The 17,469-nt window shown below is 72.9% G+C and carries 16 protein-coding genes; 9 read left to right on the forward strand and 7 right to left on the reverse strand.

The window, feature by feature from the left end:
• Window positions 1-120 precede the first annotated feature (120 nt).
• The 8 genes from ACWD4J_RS02110 (at window position 121) to ACWD4J_RS02145 (ending at window position 7,076) form a co-directional block, all read left to right on the forward strand.
• Complete coding sequence (locus tag ACWD4J_RS02110) at window positions 121-501, forward strand: DUF2752 domain-containing protein (RefSeq protein WP_451393605.1); 381 nt, start codon at window positions 121-123, stop codon at window positions 499-501.
• A gap of 153 nt (window positions 502-654) precedes the next feature.
• Window positions 655-1,464 (forward strand): indole-3-glycerol phosphate synthase TrpC, encoded by an 810-nt coding sequence (gene trpC, locus ACWD4J_RS02115; protein ID WP_451393325.1) that lies wholly within the window; start codon window positions 655-657, stop codon window positions 1,462-1,464.
• A gap of 8 nt (window positions 1,465-1,472) precedes the next feature.
• Entirely contained in the window at window positions 1,473-1,754 is a 282-nt protein-coding gene (gene trpM, locus ACWD4J_RS02120; RefSeq protein ID WP_451393326.1) for a tryptophan biosynthesis modulator TrpM, read from the forward strand.
• A 224-nt stretch (window positions 1,755-1,978) separates the two neighbouring features.
• Window positions 1,979-3,292 carry a tryptophan synthase subunit beta gene (gene trpB / locus ACWD4J_RS02125; protein ID WP_451393327.1) on the forward strand — a complete coding sequence of 438 codons (1,314 nt, stop codon included), beginning with the start codon at window positions 1,979-1,981 and terminating at the stop codon, window positions 3,290-3,292.
• A 14-nt stretch (window positions 3,293-3,306) separates the two neighbouring features.
• Window positions 3,307-4,125: a tryptophan synthase subunit alpha gene (gene trpA / locus ACWD4J_RS02130; RefSeq protein WP_451393606.1), complete on the forward strand. Its 819-nt coding sequence runs from the start codon at window positions 3,307-3,309 to the stop codon at window positions 4,123-4,125.
• A gap of 118 nt (window positions 4,126-4,243) precedes the next feature.
• Window positions 4,244-5,023: a DsbA family protein gene (locus tag ACWD4J_RS02135; RefSeq protein ID WP_451393328.1), complete on the forward strand. Its 780-nt coding sequence runs from the start codon at window positions 4,244-4,246 to the stop codon at window positions 5,021-5,023.
• Window positions 5,024-5,114: 91 nt separating this feature from the next.
• Window positions 5,115-6,182: a prolipoprotein diacylglyceryl transferase gene (gene lgt / locus ACWD4J_RS02140; protein WP_451393329.1), complete on the forward strand. Its 1,068-nt coding sequence runs from the start codon at window positions 5,115-5,117 to the stop codon at window positions 6,180-6,182.
• Between the two features lie 222 nt (window positions 6,183-6,404).
• On the forward strand, window positions 6,405-7,076 hold the full coding sequence (locus ACWD4J_RS02145) for a GOLPH3/VPS74 family protein (protein WP_451393330.1): 672 nt from the start codon (window positions 6,405-6,407) through the stop codon (window positions 7,074-7,076).
• A 47-nt stretch (window positions 7,077-7,123) separates the two neighbouring features.
• Here the strand turns inward: ACWD4J_RS02145 and ACWD4J_RS02150 are convergent, their stop codons facing one another.
• From ACWD4J_RS02150 to ACWD4J_RS02180, 7 genes are all read right to left on the reverse strand, one after another.
• Window positions 7,124-7,981: an HpcH/HpaI aldolase/citrate lyase family protein gene (locus tag ACWD4J_RS02150; protein WP_451393607.1), complete on the reverse strand. Its 858-nt coding sequence runs from the start codon at window positions 7,979-7,981 to the stop codon at window positions 7,124-7,126.
• Window positions 7,982-8,022: 41 nt separating this feature from the next.
• Window positions 8,023-9,234, reverse strand: coding sequence for a CaiB/BaiF CoA transferase family protein (locus tag ACWD4J_RS02155; RefSeq protein WP_451393608.1), 1,212 nt, complete (start codon window positions 9,232-9,234; stop codon window positions 8,023-8,025).
• Between the two features lie 41 nt (window positions 9,235-9,275).
• Window positions 9,276-10,220, reverse strand: a complete 945-nt coding sequence (rbsK, locus tag ACWD4J_RS02160) for a ribokinase (protein WP_451393331.1) — start codon at window positions 10,218-10,220, stop codon at window positions 9,276-9,278.
• Window positions 10,217-11,746: an ADP-ribosylglycohydrolase family protein gene (locus ACWD4J_RS02165; protein ID WP_451393332.1), complete on the reverse strand. Its 1,530-nt coding sequence runs from the start codon at window positions 11,744-11,746 to the stop codon at window positions 10,217-10,219. The genes rbsK and ACWD4J_RS02165 overlap by 4 nt, the downstream gene beginning before the upstream one ends.
• Complete coding sequence (locus ACWD4J_RS02170; protein WP_451393333.1) at window positions 11,743-12,921, reverse strand: ADP-ribosylglycohydrolase family protein; 1,179 nt, start codon at window positions 12,919-12,921, stop codon at window positions 11,743-11,745. Before ACWD4J_RS02170 ends, ACWD4J_RS02165 begins: the two co-directional genes overlap by 4 nt.
• A gap of 7 nt (window positions 12,922-12,928) precedes the next feature.
• Complete coding sequence (locus ACWD4J_RS02175; protein ID WP_451393609.1) at window positions 12,929-14,194, reverse strand: ADP-ribosylglycohydrolase family protein; 1,266 nt, start codon at window positions 14,192-14,194, stop codon at window positions 12,929-12,931.
• A gap of 587 nt (window positions 14,195-14,781) precedes the next feature.
• Window positions 14,782-16,014 (reverse strand): ADP-ribosylglycohydrolase family protein, encoded by a 1,233-nt coding sequence (locus tag ACWD4J_RS02180; RefSeq protein ID WP_451393334.1) that lies wholly within the window; start codon window positions 16,012-16,014, stop codon window positions 14,782-14,784.
• A gap of 432 nt (window positions 16,015-16,446) precedes the next feature.
• Between ACWD4J_RS02180 and ACWD4J_RS02185 the strand changes: the two genes are divergently transcribed.
• Entirely contained in the window at window positions 16,447-17,178 is a 732-nt protein-coding gene (locus ACWD4J_RS02185; RefSeq protein WP_451393335.1) for a VIT1/CCC1 transporter family protein, read from the forward strand.
• The last annotated feature ends 291 nt before the right edge of the window (window positions 17,179-17,469 follow it).

The raw sequence follows: 17,469 nt of genomic DNA on the forward strand, positions 1-17,469 counted from the left end.
GCTGCCGTGTGTCACACAGCTCCGTCCACCCCCACCCCTGGCGCATCCAGCCTCGCCGCCCGCCCCCTCGTCGGCTCCGGCTCCGTCCCCGGTACTCCACCGGCCACCCGCCTCCAGCGCCTGCTCGTGCCCCTCGGTGTGCTCGCCTCGGTCGGCGCAGCCTTCGCCTACGTCGGGGTGGTCGACCCCAATGAGCCCGGGCACTATCCCGTCTGCCCGCTGTACCGGGTCACCGGCATCTACTGCCCCGGCTGCGGCGGGCTGCGCAGCGCGCACGCCTTCGTGCACGGCGACTTCGTGGCTGCGCTGAGGGACAACGCGCTGGGCGTCGCCGGATATGTGCTCTTCGCCGTGTTGTGGGTCGTCTGGGCCGTCAGGGCGGCTCAGGGGCGGCCGCTGCGGATCGATCCCCGTCCGGCGCACCTGTGGGCGTTCGGTGTGCTGGTCCTGGCGTTCACCGTTGTCCGGAATCTGCCCTTCGGTGGCTGGCTGCACCCTTGATCAATTAGTGAATGTCCAGGTAGTGGGACCGAGGTCCGCCGGATGCGGGGCCATCGCCCCCTTGCGGATACCATCGCAAGTGACCATCGGAATGCCGGTGCGTCAGTTCGAACAACTTCAGTGCCGCAACCGTCAGGGAAGGGGGCCGCTCGCGTGAGTGTGCTCGACGAGATCATCGACGGAGTCCGTGCCGACCTCGCGGAGCGGCAGGCGCGCGTCACCCTCGACGAGCTCAAGGAGCGTGCGGCAAAGGCTCCGCAGGCGAAGGACGGCGTCGCCGCACTGCGTGGCGACGGCGTCAAGGTGATCTGCGAGGTCAAGCGCTCCAGCCCGTCCAAGGGTGCGCTCGCCGCGATCGCCGATCCGGCCGGGCTCGCCGCCGACTACGAGGCAGGCGGCGCGGCCGTCATCTCCGTCCTGACCGAGCAGCGCCGCTTCGGTGGATCGCTCGCCGACCTGGAGGCCGTCCGCGCCAAGGTCGAGATCCCGGTGCTCCGCAAGGACTTCATCGTCACGTCGTACCAGCTGTGGGAGGCCCGGGCGTACGGCGCCGACGTCGCGCTGCTGATCGTCGCCGCCCTGGACCAGCCCGCCCTCGAGTCGCTGATCGAGCGCGCCGAGTCCATCGGGCTCACGCCGCTCGTCGAGGTGCACGACGAGGAGGAGGCCGAGCGGGCGATCGACGCGGGTGCGCGGGTCATCGGCATCAACGCGCGCAACCTGAAGACGCTCGAGGTCGACAGGTCGACCTTCGAGCGCGTCGCGCTCGAGATCCCCGACTCGATCGTCAAGATCGCCGAGTCCGGCGTCCGGGGCCCGCACGACCTGATCGCCTACGCCAACGCCGGGGCCGACGCCGTCCTGGTGGGCGAGTCCCTGGTCACCGGCAAGGACCCGAAGACGGCGGTCTCCGACCTCGTCGCCGCGGGTGCGCATCCCGCGCTGCGGCACGGCAGGGGCTGATCCCGGCCGTGACCGTCCGCCGCGTCGCAGCAGCCGGACACCGGACGAGCGCCCGCTCGGCCGGTGCCGCGGCCTGCGCGCGACCCGGCGGCGGGGCCGGAGCGGCGCCCCGTGACCCGTACGCGCGGCTCGCCCGCGGCTGCCGCCCGCGCGGCTGCCGCGCCCCGGCCCGCCGGGTGCACGGGCGGCGTGTGCGGTATGTGATCGGGGACGAGCCGGGGCAGGTCAACGGGATGCGATGGCGCGAGCGCGCCGCGCGCGTCTGTGCGGGGCTCCGCCCCGCCGCCTAGGCCATTGTGGTTGCCCGGGGGTACGACCAGGAGCCCGACGTAGTCGGGGTTCCGCCTGTGCCCACCCGTTCCGCCCTGGGGGTCCCTCCCAGGCCCTTGAGGCACTGGGGGAGGAACGCATGCCCACAGGCGGGCGGGCCACCGGACGCTTTGGCGCGCGCGGCAGCGCCACCGTGACCATCGTCAACCCGAGAGACGGGGCACAACGCCCCTGCGAGGTTCGCATGCCCAGCGAGTTCTTCATTCCCGACCCGGAGGGTCAGGTCCCCAGCGCCGAGGGGTACTTCGGCGCGTTCGGCGGCAAGTTCATCCCGGAGGCGCTGGTCGCCGCCGTGGACGAGGTCGCCGTCGAGTACGAGAAGGCGAAGTCCGACCCGGAGTTCGCGCGCGAGCTGGACGACCTGCTCGTGAACTACACGGGGCGCCCGAGCGCGCTCACCGAGGTGCCGCGGTTCGCCGAGCACGCGGGCGGCGTCCGGATGTTCCTCAAGCGCGAGGACCTGAACCACACCGGCTCGCACAAGATCAACAACGTGCTCGGCCAGGCCTTGCTCACCAAGCGGATGGGCAAGACGCGCGTCATCGCCGAGACCGGCGCCGGCCAGCACGGCGTGGCCACCGCGACGGCCTGCGCGCTGTTCGGCCTCGAGTGCACCATCTACATGGGTGAGATCGACACCCAGCGCCAGGCGCTCAACGTGGCCCGTATGCGCATGCTCGGCGCCGAGGTCATCGCCGTGAAGTCGGGCTCCCGGACGCTGAAGGACGCGATCAACGAGGCGTTCCGCGACTGGGTCGCCAACGTCGACCGCACCCACTACCTCTTCGGGACCGTGGCCGGACCGCACCCCTTCCCGGCGATGGTGCGCGACTTCCACCGCGTCATCGGTGTGGAGGCGCGCCGCCAGATCCTGGAGCGGGCCGGGCGCCTGCCCGACGCCGCGGTCGCCTGCGTCGGCGGCGGCTCCAACGCCATCGGCCTGTTCCACGCCTTCATCCCCGACGCGTCGGTACGTCTCGTCGGCTGCGAACCCGCAGGCCACGGCATCGAGACCGGTGAGCACGCGGCCACCCTCACCGCGGGCGAGCCCGGCATCCTGCACGGCTCCCGCAGTTACGTCCTGCAGGACGAGGAAGGCCAGATCACCGAGCCGTACTCGATCTCGGCCGGTCTCGACTACCCGGGCATCGGGCCCGAGCACGCCTACCTCAAGGACAGCGGCCGCGGCGAGTACCGCGCCGTCACCGACGACGCGGCGATGCAGGCCCTGCGCCTGCTGTCGAAGACCGAGGGCATCATCCCGGCCATCGAGAGCGCCCACGCGCTCGCCGGGGCGCTGGAGGTCGGCAGGGAGCTCGGCAAGGACGGGCTGATCATCGTCAACCTGTCCGGGCGCGGCGACAAGGACATGGACACGGCCGCCCGCTACTTCGGGCTGTACGACCGGAACGAGGTCAAGGACACCGCCGCGGTCGACGCCGCCGTGGAAGCCGACGCGAACGGCGGGGTCGCCGAGATTCGGGGGGACGCGAAGTGAGCGGGGCTGCATTCATCGGCGGAAAGCGCCAACTGCTGAGCGACACCCTCGCGGCCGCCAAGGCCGAGGGACGCGCGGCTCTCATCGCGTACCTCCCGGCAGGGTTCCCGACCGTGGTCGGCGGCATCGAGGCGATCAAGGCCGTCTTCGACGGCGGCGCCGACGTCGTCGAGGTGGGGCTGCCGCACAGCGACCCGGTTCTCGACGGCCCGGTCATCCAGACCGCGGACGACATCGCCCTGCGCGGCGGCGTGAAGATCGCGGACGTCATGCGCACGGTCCGCGAGGCGCACGAGGCCACGGGCAAGCCGGTGCTCGTCATGACGTACTGGAACCCGATCGACCGCTACGGCATCGAGCGGTTCACCGCCGAGCTGGCCGAGGCGGGCGGCGCGGGCTGCATCCTCCCCGACCTGCCGGTGCAGGAGTCGGCTACCTGGCGGGAGCACGCCGAGAAGCACGGTCTCGCGACCGTCTTCGTCGTCGCGCCGAGCAGCAAGGACGAGCGCCTCGCGGAGATCACCGCCGCGGGCTCGGGCTTCGTGTACGCGGCCTCGCTGATGGGTGTCACGGGCACCCGTGAGTCGGTGGGCGCGCAGGCGCAGGACCTCGTGGGGCGCACCCGCGCGACCACCGACCTGCCGGTCTGCGTCGGCCTCGGGGTGTCGAACGCCGAGCAGGCCGCGGAGGTCGCGGGCTTCGCCGACGGCGTCATCGTCGGCTCCGCGTTCGTCAAGGGGATGCTGGACGCCGAGAACGACGCGGCGGGCCTCGAGGCGGTCCGTGCGCTCGCGGGCGAGCTCGCGGCGGGCGTACGGCGCGGCAACGCATAACCGGCTCGCCGGCCCGCCGGCGATGATCCGTGCGAATCGCCCCCAAGGGGTATAACCCGTATGGGTGGATCTGGGACCGGGGAGGCACGTTGGTGCCTCCCCGGTTCGTTGGCGGGGTGTGAGTGAGAGAAACCGTGAGGGAAAGCGCAGTGCACGCGAGCGGATGGCGGTTGAGCGAGAGCGTGAGAAGGCGCGGGAAAGGCGCCGCCGGACGCTGATCGTCGGGTCGACCGTGGCGGGCGTGCTGGTACTGGCCGGTGTGATCGGCGTGGTCGCCGCGAACTCGGGCGAGGACAAGACCGACACCTCGGGCCCCGTCGTGGCGCCCAGCGGGGCGACCGGGCAGGACAAGCTGGTGATTCCCGTCGGTCAGGACACCGCCAAGTCGACCCTCACGGTCTGGGAGGACTTCCGCTGCCCGGCCTGCAAGAACTTCGAGGACACGTACCGCTCGACGATCCATGAGCTGACCACGGCCGGCAAGCTCCGCGTCGAGTACCGCCTGGCCACTCTGATCGACAAGAACCTGGGCGGCAGCGGCTCCCTGCACGCGGCCAACGCCGCGGCCTGCGCCCAGGGCGCCGGCAAGTTCACCGCGTACCACGACGTGCTCTACGAGAACCAGCCCGAGGAAACGGACGACGCCTTCGCCAAGAACAGCAAGCTGATCGAGCTGGCGCGCAAGGTGGACGGGCTGGTCACACCCACGTTCGAGAAGTGTGTGAACGACGGCACCCACAACAGCTGGGTCGCCAAGTCCAACGAGGCCTTCCAGGCCGGAAACTTCGGCGGCACCCCGACGGTCCTGCTCAACGGCAAGAAGGTGTACGGCGACCAGAACAACCCGCTGACGCCTCAGAAGCTGAAGCAGATGGTCGAGGACGCAGCCAAGGGGTGACGCGGACCGGTGACATACGGACCGGCGTTATGGAGCCGTAGCCGGGCGGGTTGCCGTGTCGCCCGCCCGGCAGGGTAGCGTCGACCCTGCCATGGACCTTGCCTTCATTCCCAGCCCGTCGCGCGGTGTGCTGTACCTCGGCCCCATTCCGCTGCGCGGCTATGCGTTCTGCATCATCATCGGTGTCTTCGTGGCCGTCTGGCTCGGCAACAAGCGGTGGATCGCCCGGGGCGGGCGGCCCGGCACCGTGGCCGACATCGCCGTGTGGGCGGTGCCGTTCGGCCTCGTCGGCGGCCGGCTCTACCACGTGATCACGGACTACGAGCTGTACTTCAGCGAGGGCCGTGACTGGGTCAATGCCTTCAAGGTCTGGGAGGGCGGCCTCGGCATCTGGGGAGCCATCGCCCTCGGCGCGCTCGGCGCGTGGATCGGCTGCCGGCGGCGGGGCATCCCGCTTCCGGCGTACGCCGACGCGGTCGCGCCGGGCATCGCCTTCGCCCAGGCCATCGGCCGCTGGGGCAACTGGTTCAACCAGGAGCTCTACGGGCGGCCCACCGACGTGCCGTGGGCGCTGAAGATCACGTCGTCCGAGGACGGCCGGATCCCCGGCACGTACCACCCCACGTTCCTCTACGAGTCGCTGTGGTGCATCGGCGTCGCGCTGCTGGTCATCTGGGCCGACCGGCGCTTCAAGCTCGGGCACGGACGGGCCTTCGCGCTCTACGTCGCCGCGTACTGCACGGGCCGCTTCTGGATCGAGTACATGCGCGTCGACGAGGCGCACCACATCCTCGGTCTGCGGCTCAACAACTGGACCGCCCTGCTCGTCTTCCTGCTCGCGGTGACCTACATCGTGGTCTCGTCGAAGCGGAGGCCGGGTCGCGAGGAGGTCGTGGAGCCGGGCGCCGAGGCCCCCGCCGAGGGCGGCGAGGCCACGGCGGAGAGCGCATCCGGCGAGGACGAGAAGTCCACCACCGAGAGCGCGTCCGGCGAGGACGAGAAGGCCGCCGAGGGCACGAAGGCCGTCGAGGAGAAGGCCGCCGACGCTCCGGGGGACTCCGAGGAAGAAGCGTCGGAAGCCCCGGAGGCGGCCGTCGTTCCCGAGCCGTCGGGCTCCGCGAAGGACAAGGACGAGGCCGGGTCGGCCAAGAAGAGCTGACGGGCCGGGCGCGCGTCGGCTGCGGAGCCGGCGCGCACCGAGTGCGCACACGGGGCCGCCGGACGGAATGTCCGGCGGCCCCGTCGTGTAGGGCGGCCCCGTCGTGTAGGGCGGCCCGGGCCCTGCCGGCCCGCCTCGCCGTGGAACCGTGCAACCGTACGCACGGTCCGGGCGTGCATGCGGGCAGGGACGCGACGAGATCACGCGGGGGAGGGGCCGGCGATGCACGACGAGCCGCGCATCACACTGGCGGAGGAGCTCCTGCTGCTCAGCGCGGTGCCGGAGACCGGGCTGCTGAAGCGGCCGTGGTACTTCGACCGGGTCCTGGCCGGAGCCGTGCTCACCGAGCTGCTGCTGGCCGGGGCGATCGCCGTCGAAGGCCCGCACATCACCCAGGTACGGCCGCTCCCGGTGGGGGACCCCGTCGGGGACCATGTGATCGACTCGCTCACGCGCGCGGGCAAGAAGCGGTGGAACCTGGGGATCGAGCGATGGATCGGCCAGATCCTGCACGATGTCAGCGCGCCCTACACGTCGGTCGAAAAGGTCTGTCTGGAGGCGCTCGCCGCGCGCGGCCTGCTGCGCGCCCAGCCCCGCTTCCGCTTCCTGGGCCTGTTCCCGTACACCGCCTGGTATGCCACTGAGCCGAGTGTGACGAAGGAATCGGCGCGCCGGATCCTCGAGGTGGCCCGGGCGTGGCGACCGGGCTCCGGCCCGCCGCTGGACGACCGCGACCTGCACCTGGCCGCCCTGGCCGGGGCTGCCGAATGGCAGTACCGCCTCTTCCCGGGCCGGGAGAATCGCGACATCCGGCGCCGGATCAACGAGCTGACCCGCAGCACCCCGATCGCCGAAGCGGTACGCAAGGTCATCGAGGACGACACCAGCCAGTGAACCGGCAGGCCTGCCGGACGGGGTGCGGGCCTGCCGGTCCCTGAGGCTCAGTCCGCGCGCTGTGCCAGCGCCAGCGTGCGATGGGCGCAGGCCACGATCGCCGGGTCGACGAAGCGGCCGTCCGGCAGGGCGAGGGCGCCGGCGTCGTCCGTGGCGCTCTTGACGATCTCCTCCGCGGATGCGATCTCCGCGGGGGACGGGAGGTAGGCCCGCTTGATCACCGGGAGCTGGCGCGGGTGGATCGCCATACGGCCGAGGAACCCCAGCGCGCGGCCGTGGGCGCAGGAGGCCGTGAGCCCGTCGATGTCGCGTACGTCCGGGTACACGGACTGGGCGGGCGGTGCGAGCCCCGCCGCGCGTGCGGCCAGGACGATCCTGCCGCGCGCCCAGTCGAGCCCGGCGTCGTCCCGTACGCCCAGGTCGGCGCGGAGATCGGCCTCGCCGAGCGCGATGCCGCGCAGCGCCGGATGGGCGCTCGCCACGGCGAAGGCGCGCTCCACGCCGAGGGCGGACTCCAGGAGGGCGTAGAGCGGAAGGGCGCCGCCCTCCGCGGGTGCCGCGAGTTCCGCGATACGGACGACGTCGTCCGGGGAGGTGACCTTCGGCAGCCGCAGCCCGGAGAGGCCGGGGAGGGCGGCGACGGCCCGGATGTCGGCCGCGGCGAGCGGGCTGTCCAGCGCGTTGATCCGGACATGGACCGGGACGGGCGGCCGCTGCGACAGCAGCTCGGCGGTGGCCGCGCGCGCGTACTCCTTGCGGTGCGCGGCCACCGCGTCCTCCAGATCGATCACGACGACGTCGGCGCCGGAGGCAAGGGCCTTCACTGCCACCTCGGGCCGGTCGCCGGGCGCGTACAGCCAGGTCAGCGGGGGCGGCGCGGCCGGCCGGCCGCCGGTGCCCCGCATACCCCTGCCGCCGTGCGGGCCGTTCATGGAGTTCATGGGGTTCATACGGCACCTTCCGACCGCAGGGTCGTGATCTCCTGTTCCGTCAGGCCCAGTTCCCGCAGCAGGGCGTCCGTGTCCGCGCCGTGCGGACGGCCCGCCCAGCGGACGGCGCCGGGGGTCTCGGTGAGGCGGAAGAGGACGTTCTGCATGCGCAGCGGGCCGAGTTCGGGGTCGTCGACGGTCGTGAGCGTCTCGCGGGCCGCGTACTGCGGGTCGCCCATGATGTCGCGTACGTCCTGGACCGGAGCGACCGCCGCCTCCGCCTTGGCGAAGGCCTCGAGCACCTCGTCGCGGGTGTGCCGGGCGATCCACGAGCCGACCGCGTCGTCGAGCACGTCGGCGTGGCGGGCCCGGTCCGCGCCCGTCGCGAACCAGGGCTCGGCGATCAGCTCCGGCCGTCCCACCAGGTGCATCACGCGCTCCGCGATGGACTGCGCCGAGGTGGAGACGGCGACCCATTGCCCGTCGGACGTGCGGTACGTGTTGCGCGGCGCGTTGTTCGCCGACCGGTTGCCTGTCCGCGGCTGGACGTGGCCCAGCTGGTCGTACCAGAGCGGCTGCGGGCCGACCACGGTCAGGATCGGCTCGATGATCGCCATGTCGACGATCTGCCCGCGGCCCGTGCGTTCGCGGGCGTGGAGCGCCGTCATCACCGCGTACGCCGTCGTGATGCCCGCGATGGAGTCGGCGAGGCCGAACGGGGGCAGGGTCGGCGGGCCGTCCGGGTCACCGGTCACGGCGGCGAAGCCGCTCAGGGCCTCCGCGAGGGTGCCGAAGCACGGCTGGTGCGCGTACGGGCCGAACTGGCCGAAGCCCGTGACGCGCGCCAGGACCAGCCGCGGGTTGACCGCGGACAGCTCGTCCCAGCCGAGGCCCCAGCGCTCCAGCGTGCCCGGGCGGAAGTTCTCGACGACGACGTCCGCGGTGGCGGCCAGGCGCAGGAGCGTCTCCCGGCCGCCCGGCGTGGACAGGTCGGCGGTCATCGTGCGCTTGTTGCGGCCCAGCAGCTTCCACCACAGGCCGATGCCGTCCTTCGACGGGCCGTGCCCGCGGGACGGATCCGGTGTGCGGGGATGCTCGACCTTGATCACCTCGGCGCCGAAGTCGCCGAGCAGGGTGGCGGCCAGCGGCCCGGCGAAGAGGGTCGCGATGTCGAGTACGCGCAGGCCGGTCAGGGGCGGCGGGGATCCTGCGCCGGCGGGTTGCCGCATCCCGGTCGCCGACTGCTCTGCTGCGATGTTCGCTGGGGTGTTCATGAGAGGTGCTCGCCCTGCCTGTCCTGCTGCTCATGCTGCTCCTGCTCCTCGTGCAGGGCCAGTTCGTCGATCTCGCCGCGGCAGGGCATGGCGGCCGAGGCTCCCGGCCGCTGCACCGACAGCGCGGCCGCGGACGACGCCCAGGCCAGCGCCTCGGGCATCGGCCTGCCCTCGCCCAGCGCCACGGCCAGGGAGCCGACGAACTCGTCGCCCGCGCCGGTCGAGTCCACGGCCGTCACGTGCGGAGCCGGGACGGTGATCTTCTCGACGCCCCGGGCGGCGTAGAGGCAGCCCGACGAACCCAGCGTGACCACGACCTCCGGCACCTGCTCGAGCAGGGCGTCCGCCGCCTCGTACGGGTCGGTGACACCGGTGAGCGCGGCGGCCTCGTGCTCGTTCGGTACGAGGAGGTCGATGGCGGCGAGGAGTTCGGCCGGCAGGGGCTGGACGGGCGACGGAGTGAGCACGGTGCGTACGCCGTGCCGGCGCGCGGCTTCGGCCGCGGCCAGCACGCCCTCCAGGGGGACCTCCAGCTGCAGCAGCAGCATGTCGGCGAGGGCCAGGACGGCTTCGTCGCCGGGGGCGAGGGACGAGACGGTGCCGTTGGCGCCGGGGATGACGACGATGGCGTTGCCGCCCTCGTCGTCCACGACGATGTGCGCGGTTCCGGACGGGCCCTCCGCGGTGCGCAGCAGGTCGGTGTCCACGCCCGAGTGTTCGAGCGTGGCCCGCAGGTGGGTGCCGTAGGCGTCGGCGCCCACCGCGCCGATCATCGACACCGTGCCGCCCGCGCGGGCCGCGGCCACGGCCTGGTTGGCGCCCTTGCCGCCGGGGAGCGTACGGAACTCGCGTCCCGTGACGGTCTCTCCGCGTTGCGGGGCCTTCATGACGTACGCGACGAGGTCCATGTTCGCGCTGCCGAACACGACGATCTGGGTCATGGGTGGCGTGCCTCCCGGTAGGTGACGCGGGCCTGGGTGAGCTGGGCGAGGGTGTCGAAGCCGATGCCGTCGAAGCCGGCGACGGATGTGGCGAGGCGGTTCTTGAGCGGGGCCGTCCACCGCTCGGGCAGCGCGTCCGGACGGCCCGCCAGCAGCCCGGCGAGCGAACCGGCCGTCGCGCCGTTCGAGTCGGTGTCCCAGCCGCCGGACACCGCACGGCAGATGGAGGCGGTGAAATCGCCGTCGGCGTGGGTGAGTGCGGCGGCGAGCAGAGCGGCGTTGGGGACGACGTGCACCCAGTGGTACGTGCCGTACGCCGCGTGCAGCCGGTCGACGACCCTGTCGAAGTCGCCCTCCGACTCGGCGAGTTGGATGCCGTGGCGTACGGCGCGGGCCAGGCGGGAGCCCGGCGGTACGACGGCGAGCCCGGCGCGCAGACAACCGTGGACATCGCTCGCTCCGCCCGCCGCCTCGGCGATCGCGGCGGCCGCGAACATCGCGCCGTAGACGCCGTTCGCGGTGTGCGTGAGCACCGCGTCGCGGTGCGCCTGCGCGGCCGCGGCGCCCGGGTCGCCCGGGTGCGTCCAGCCGTGTACGTCGGCGCGGATGAGGGCGCCGATCCACTCCCGGAACGGGTTGCGGTGGCGGGCCGTGTGCGGTGGTTCGATGCCGTCGAGGAGGTTGCGGTACGCGATGCGCTCGGCGGTGAACGTGCGGCCTGCGGGGAGTTCGTCGAGCCAGAGGCGGGCCACGTCCGTGGTGGTGAAGGCGGGGCCGTACCGCTGGAGCAACAGGATGTCGAGGAGCGGGTAGTTGAGGTCGTCGTCCTCCGGCATGCCGTCGATGTTCTCGGCGAGGGATGTGGGGGCGGAGCGGCGGTTCCAGGGGTAGGTGCGGGTCAGGGCATCGGGGACGCCCTTGGCTGTGAACCAGGTGTTCAGGGGCCAGTTGCCGGTGGCCTGGGCGAGGGCGCGGATCCCTTTCAGGGGGAGTTTCTCCACCGGCTTGCCGAGGAGGCAGCCGGTGGCTCTGCCCAGCCAGGCGGCTTCGAGGCGGGGGAGGAGGGCGGCGTCGGCTGGGGGTGGGGGTTTCTCTTCCCCGAGCCCGCCCCTTCCCGCCGAGTCGATATGCGGCTCCGCCGCGTGGAGGGGCATGCCCCCGGACTTCCAGGTGAGGGTGGCGGCGCCGCTGGGCCAGTCCGGGCAGCCGGCCCGGATTTCGTCCAGGTCCGTTGGTTCCGTCTCCGTCAACGGGCTTGACAGGGACGTCAGTTCGGTGAGGAGTTGCTCTGCCAGTGTACGGAGGTGGGCCGGTGCCGGGTTCGGGGACGCGCCCGCGCACGGCGGGGCTTCCGTGCCGCCCGCCTCTCGCCAGCGCGCCGCGATCGCCGTCGCGTCGCGGCCGTCCTCCGCAGCCTGCCGCAGTTCGTGGCCGAGCAGGTCCTCGGGCTGGACCCAGGTGAGGCGCAGCGCCGGGCTGGTCGGCGTACGGGCCGGGGTGCTGCCCGGTTCCTCGGGCGGGCTCATCGGGGGCCCGCCATCTCCGCGAACGCGGCCTCGTGGTCGCGGCGGCGGCGTACGTCGCGGGCGAAGATCTCGCGGGTCACCTCCGCGAGTGTCCGTGCCGGGGCGTGCAGATCCAGGCGGCTGGCCTCGGCCACCGCCTTCGCCCACTCGTCCGGTACCGCGGAGCCCAGCGCCCCCGCGAGGGCGCCCGCCATCGTGGCGATCGAGTCGCAGTCGCGGCCGTAGTTGACCGAACCCAGGACGGCGTGGCGGTAGTCGCCACCCGCCACGACCAGCATGCCCAGCGCGATCGGCAGTTCCTCGATGGCGTGCAGCCGGGACGGGCGGCGGGCGCCGAGCGAGGGCGTGCGGTAGTCGGGGCCGACCGTGTCGTAGGGCTCGACGGCCGCGCGCAGCGGCGCCAGCGCGGACTCGAACTCCGTGTGGCGGGAGGACACTTCGCAGACCGCCTCGATCGCGGCGCGCGTGCCGTCCTTCGCGAGACCGAGGCAGGTGTCGACGACCGACGCGGGCGTCGCGCCGGGCCGGCATGCCGCGGCCACGGCGGCCGCGAAGACGCCCGCGGCCTCCCGCCCGTACGACGACTGGTGCGCGCCGGCGACGTCGATCGCCTCCGCGTACGCGCCCCGTGGACCGGCCGCGTTGACCAGGCCGACCGGGGCCATGTACATCGCCGCACCGCAGTTGACGATGTTGCCGCTGCCCGCCTCGCGCGGATCCACATGACCGTAGTGGAGCCGTGCCACCAGCCATTTCTCGGCGAGGAAGATCCGCTGGAGGGGGAGCGCCTCGGCCTGGAGTTCCGGGATCCACACGGGACGGCTGATCAGTTCCGGGACCAGGTGCTCGGCCACGGCATAGGCGTCGAGGTGGTCGCGGACGGTGCCGTAGACGCGGACCAGCGCGTGCGTCATCAGGGTGTCGTCGGTGACGTGCCCGTCGCCCTTGTGGTACGGGGCGATGGGGCGGGCGGTGCGCCAGTCGTCGCCGTGCCAGGGGCCGACGATGCCGTGCACGCGGCCGCCGTGGCGCTCCACGATCTGCTCGGGGGAGTAGCCCTCGACGGGGCCGCCGAGCGCGTCGCCGACGGCGGCGCCGACGAGGCAACCGGAGATCCTTTCCTCCAGGCTCACGTCATCGGCGACGACGTCGGTTACGTCATGAATGTCCCGCATGTGTGAATCATCCCTCTGTGGTGGTCAATTCTGCGTGTGCGAGGTGTCCGGCGAGTTCGACGAGATCCGTGCCCGTGAGGCGGGGAAGAGCGCAGCCGGGGAGGATGCGGCAGGCGTCGCGCCAGGCGGGGGGCACGGCGTCGCCCCCGCCGAGAGCGCCGGCCAGGGCGCCGGCGAGGGCGGGGGCCGAGTCGGCGACACGCGACAGGCACGCGGCCGCGGGCACGGCCTCCTGCAGCCGGCCGCGAGCGGCGGTGACGAGGGCCAGGGCGACGGGCACGGTTTCGGCGGCCGCGATGCCGTAGCTGTAGACGTGGTCGACGATCTGGTGCTCCAGGAGCGGTACGAGGCCGAACGCGCTGTCGGCGGCGCGGGCGAGTTCGAGGGCGTGGCGCGCGTTCCGGCCGACCTCCGTAACTTCGGGCAGCTGGGCGAGTGCCGCGGCCACACAGGTGTCGACGTCCGCGCCGCCGAGTGCGGCGGCCACCGCGGCGGCCATCGCGCGGGCGCCGTGCACGCCGTCGCCGTCCTGGGTGTAGCGGGCGTCGAACTCGGCGAGCTCCGCGGCCTCCTCGGGATCGCCGGGGTGGGCGACGGCGAGGACGCAGGCGCGTACGCAGGCCGCGTCGTCGAAGTAGTGCGGGTTGTCGTGTCCCGTGGCGGGCGGACGCAGACCGGTGGCGAGGTTGCCGAGGCCGGCCCGTACGGAGATGCGGGCGCGCAGCTGGAGCTCGGCCGACTCGACCTCGGGCGCGCGGTCGGCGGCCGCGGCGACCTCACTGGCCAGGGCGTTCCAGGCCAGGTCGATGGCGGCGCGCATCCGGCGCCCTCGGCTGAGGTCGCCGAGGGCGCTGCTGTCGGCCGCGCACAGTACGGCCCCGGCGGCGAACGCGGCCCACTCCGCGTCGTCGGAGGGGCCGAGGCGGAGGGGCTCCGGGGGCTGGTTGAGCGCGATGGGGACGGGCAGCGTGGTGGTCGCGTTCTCCTCGGCGAACGTATCCAGCTCCCGCGTCAGCCGCCGCGTCCATTCGGGCATACGGGCGGCCCGGTGCCGCGCGGCCGGCCACCCGGCGGCGTCACCTGCGGCGAGCCCGAGCAGGAGGCCCTCGATACGGCGCGCGGGGGGCGCTGCCGGCCGGGCGCCGCTCTCTTCGCGAGGCCGGTGCGGGGCCGGGGGACCGTCGGGAACCACTTCCCGGCCGCCGTCCGGGGCGCTCTGCAGGACACGGGCGACGCCCGGCTCGGCGGCGGTGTGGCCGGGGGCGCCACCCATGACGTCGGGGACGCCGCCTGTGACGAGGGCGGTGCTCGTGTCGGCGGCGCACCTCGGGGCGGGAGCGCTTCCTGCTTCACCGAAGTCGCCTGGGTCCGTGGAGCCATCCGGGTTGTCAGCCGCTCCCTCGTAGGCGGCGGCGCCGCCCGGGACCCGGATGCTGTACGTGTCAGTGTCGCCTGACAGGTTCGTGGCGGTGGCGGGATCGAGTGCGTACTCGTCCGGCGGGGACACATAGCCGTCAGCTGCCAGCAGGTATCCGTCCGTCGTGAGCGGATGGCCGTACGTCGGCGGAGTGCGTCGGTCCGGGGCGCGGCGCACCGGTTCCTGCGCACTCCGCCCCCGGCTGTCTACTCCCGGCGACAGCGGCGCACCGTCCGTTCCCGGAGATGGCGGTGCACCGCCCGTGCGAAGTCCACGGTCGGCAGGGGCCCGGCGTGGGCCCGCGGGGCCACCGGGGGACGCGGCCTCGCCGTCGGGCACGTAGCCGTCGGCTTCCGGTGTCGCAGGTGTGGGGCCCGCGTGGCGGGTGTCGCCCCCGGGCGGGTGGTGGCGGCCTCTGGGCCCGGTCGGTACGTCCATGTCGGTCATTGGGCCGCCCCCTCTTCGGGGTCGCCCATGTCCACCGGGCTGCCGTTCACCGCCGGGCCGCCGCTGCGGGGATCACAGGGCGGATCGGGAGGGCGGTGAGGATCACCCGACCCCGAGACCGAGCCCGACCCCGAGACCGCCCCCGATCCCGCCCGCGGCCTCGACCCCGTCTTCGACCGAACGCCCGCACCCCGCCACCGCCCCGACCCGGCCCCCGGCAGCCCGGCCGGATGGTCCTCCGGTGTCAGCAGGTCCGCGATCTCCAGGACGTGGTGGCCGTTCATCGACGGCAGGCACGTCCCCCTGACCGGGCCGATGGCGGTCGCCCAGTCCGCCGGGATCGCCGAGACGCCGCACGTGGCGCCGGCCAGGGCGCCCGCGACGGCCGCCGTGGTGTCGGCGTCGCGCCCCATGTTGACGGCGGTCAGCACCGCCTGGACGAACGCGCCGTCGGCCGCCGCATACGCCCCGAAGGCGAGCGCCACGGCCTCCGGGGCCAGATCGGTCCAGGGATAGCCGCCGATGACGACGGCCCGGCGCACCGCGCGCTCCCCGCGGTGCGCGACGGCCACCGCGCGGCGCAGGGAGCGCGCGGTCCAGGAGTCGTCGGGCACGACCGAGAGGGCGGAGGCCACCACCGCCACGGTGGGTGCCCCGGCCATCGCCGCCGCGACGCCCGCGGCCACCGCCTGACCGCCGTAGATGCCCTCCCCGTCATGGCTGACCGAGCCGTCGATGGCCACGAGGCGGGCCGCTTCGGCGGGGCGGCCCGCGGCGAAGACGCCGAACGGGGCGGCCCGCATCGCGAGGCCGTCGCTCCATGCGTGCCGGTGCTGCGCGGAGATGGGGGCCGCGAGCCCGCGCCGGAGGTTCTCCAGCGTGCCCCTCTCGCTGAACCCGGCGCCCCGGAACGGTCCCTCGTCCCGGTCGGCGATCCACTGATGCCAGGCCGCCTCCACATGCGACACGGTGAGCCCGGAACCGTACCGGGCGAGGAGCAGCCCCGAGAAGATCGCGTACTCGGTGTCGTCCGTGCCCGACGGACGCTCGGCGACGTATCCCGTGATGCGGCCCCAGCGGCGGCGGATCTGGGACGGTTTCATGTTCTCCGCGGGCGCGCCCAGCGCGTCGCCGACGGCGAGGCCGAGCAGCGCACCACGCCCCCGCTCACGGAGCTCTGCCGCCCCACCCGGTGCCGGGACCGAAGGAATACGGGCAATGGGCGCCATTCGGGCCTCTCTACGGGTCGGTCTGCGCGTCGCAGTTCCGTCCTGCGCCGGCCCTCCAGGGCCGGCCCGTCCCGGGCCGGCACGCGACGCTGCCCGCCGGCCCTTTCCTGGATCTCTGCCACGCCGGGCGGCGAGCAGGAGCCCAGGAGCTTCAGCGTCACCCCTTCGACATCTGTGCGCGACCTCGTACCGATGAGCGTCAGGGGCCCTGAGCGGGCCCTTGCCGGGCCCCGCAAGTACCGCAAAAGCGCAGGTAAGTACGGCCTTCCTTGCTGGCGGGGACCATTTTCCGCGCGTACTTTCGACGGTGTTGACGGCGCGCAGGCGTGAAGACCGAGCACCGCAACCACCGATCGAGGAATCACAACGGCGACCGAACGGTTCCGCGAGAGCGGCGCCGGCTTGGGCGCAAAAAGAGGGGGCAAGACCGGCATGTCCATCATCGACACCGAAGCGGCACTGCACGAGGCGCACCGCGACAACCACACCCACCGTGACGTCAACGGTGGCTGGCTGCGTCCCGCCGTCTTCGGCGCGATGGACGGGCTGGTGTCCAATCTGGCCCTGATCACCGGTGTCGCCGGAGGATCCGTGGCGCCCGGGACCATCGTCCTCACCGGCCTCGCAGGCCTCGCCGCCGGAGCCTTCTCGATGGCCGCGGGCGAGTACACGTCCGTCGCCTCGCAGCGCGAGCTCGTCGAGGCCGAGCTGGACGTGGAGCGCCGGGAGCTGAGGAAGCACCCGAAGGACGAGGAGAAGGAGCTCGCCGCGCTCTACGTGTCGCGCGGAGTCGAGCCCGCCCTGGCCCACGAGGTGGCCAGACAGCTGTCGAAGGACCCCGAGCAGGCCCTGGAGATCCACGCGCGCGAGGAGCTCGGCATCGACCCCGGCGATCTGCCCTCGCCCACCGTCGCTGCCGTCTCCTCCTTCGGATCCTTCGCGCTGGGCGCCCTGCTGCCCGTGCTGCCCTTCCTGCTCGGGGCCACCGCCCTGTGGCCCGCGCTGGTGCTCGCGCTGATCGGGCTCTTCCTCTGTGGGGCCGTCGTGGCGAAGGTCACGGCCCGGTCCTGGTGGTTCAGCGGGCTGCGGCAACTGGCGCTGGGCGGTGCCGCCGCGGGTGTGACGTACGTCCTGGGTAATCTGTTCGGTACGGCTCTAGGATGAGGTCATATGCAGGGGACTGCATAACTAGTCGTTACGCCTCGGTTTCAGTCGCTTAACCGTTGGGTATGAGCCGCTAGCGCCGCGGGCAAGGACGCCCGCCCGCCGTGGGCCGACGGTCAATGATCTGTCCGCATTGGTCCCCTCTCCATCGCCAACCGGCGATGTCCGCATGTTGGAACGAGCTATCCGGTTTCCGAGAATCGCTCCATCATGTAATCTGCGTGAAATTTTGCAGAGGGCCAACGTCGTCCCTCGGCACCTGCTATATGCCACGACGACGACGGGAGAGCC

This window comes from Streptomyces sp. NPDC002577 (assembly GCF_053594815.1).

Coding starts and splice junctions, on each gene's coding strand:
- ACWD4J_RS02170 (WP_451393333.1), bottom strand. CDS start 12,921: ATGCGGGACATTCATGACGTAACCGACGTCGTCGCCGATGACGTGAGC.
- ACWD4J_RS02165 (WP_451393332.1), bottom strand. CDS start 11,746: ATGAGCCCGCCCGAGGAACCGGGCAGCACCCCGGCCCGTACGCCGACC.
- trpB (WP_451393327.1), top strand. CDS start 1,979: ATGCCCAGCGAGTTCTTCATTCCCGACCCGGAGGGTCAGGTCCCCAGC.
- rbsK (WP_451393331.1), bottom strand. CDS start 10,220: ATGACCCAGATCGTCGTGTTCGGCAGCGCGAACATGGACCTCGTCGCG.
- ACWD4J_RS02150 (WP_451393607.1), bottom strand. CDS start 7,981: ATGCGGGGCACCGGCGGCCGGCCGGCCGCGCCGCCCCCGCTGACCTGG.
- ACWD4J_RS02185 (WP_451393335.1), top strand. CDS start 16,447: ATGTCCATCATCGACACCGAAGCGGCACTGCACGAGGCGCACCGCGAC.
- ACWD4J_RS02155 (WP_451393608.1), bottom strand. CDS start 9,234: ATGCGGCAACCCGCCGGCGCAGGATCCCCGCCGCCCCTGACCGGCCTG.
- ACWD4J_RS02175 (WP_451393609.1), bottom strand. CDS start 14,194: ATGGGTGGCGCCCCCGGCCACACCGCCGCCGAGCCGGGCGTCGCCCGT.
- ACWD4J_RS02180 (WP_451393334.1), bottom strand. CDS start 16,014: ATGGCGCCCATTGCCCGTATTCCTTCGGTCCCGGCACCGGGTGGGGCG.
- ACWD4J_RS02145 (WP_451393330.1), top strand. CDS start 6,405: ATGCACGACGAGCCGCGCATCACACTGGCGGAGGAGCTCCTGCTGCTC.
- lgt (WP_451393329.1), top strand. CDS start 5,115: ATGGACCTTGCCTTCATTCCCAGCCCGTCGCGCGGTGTGCTGTACCTC.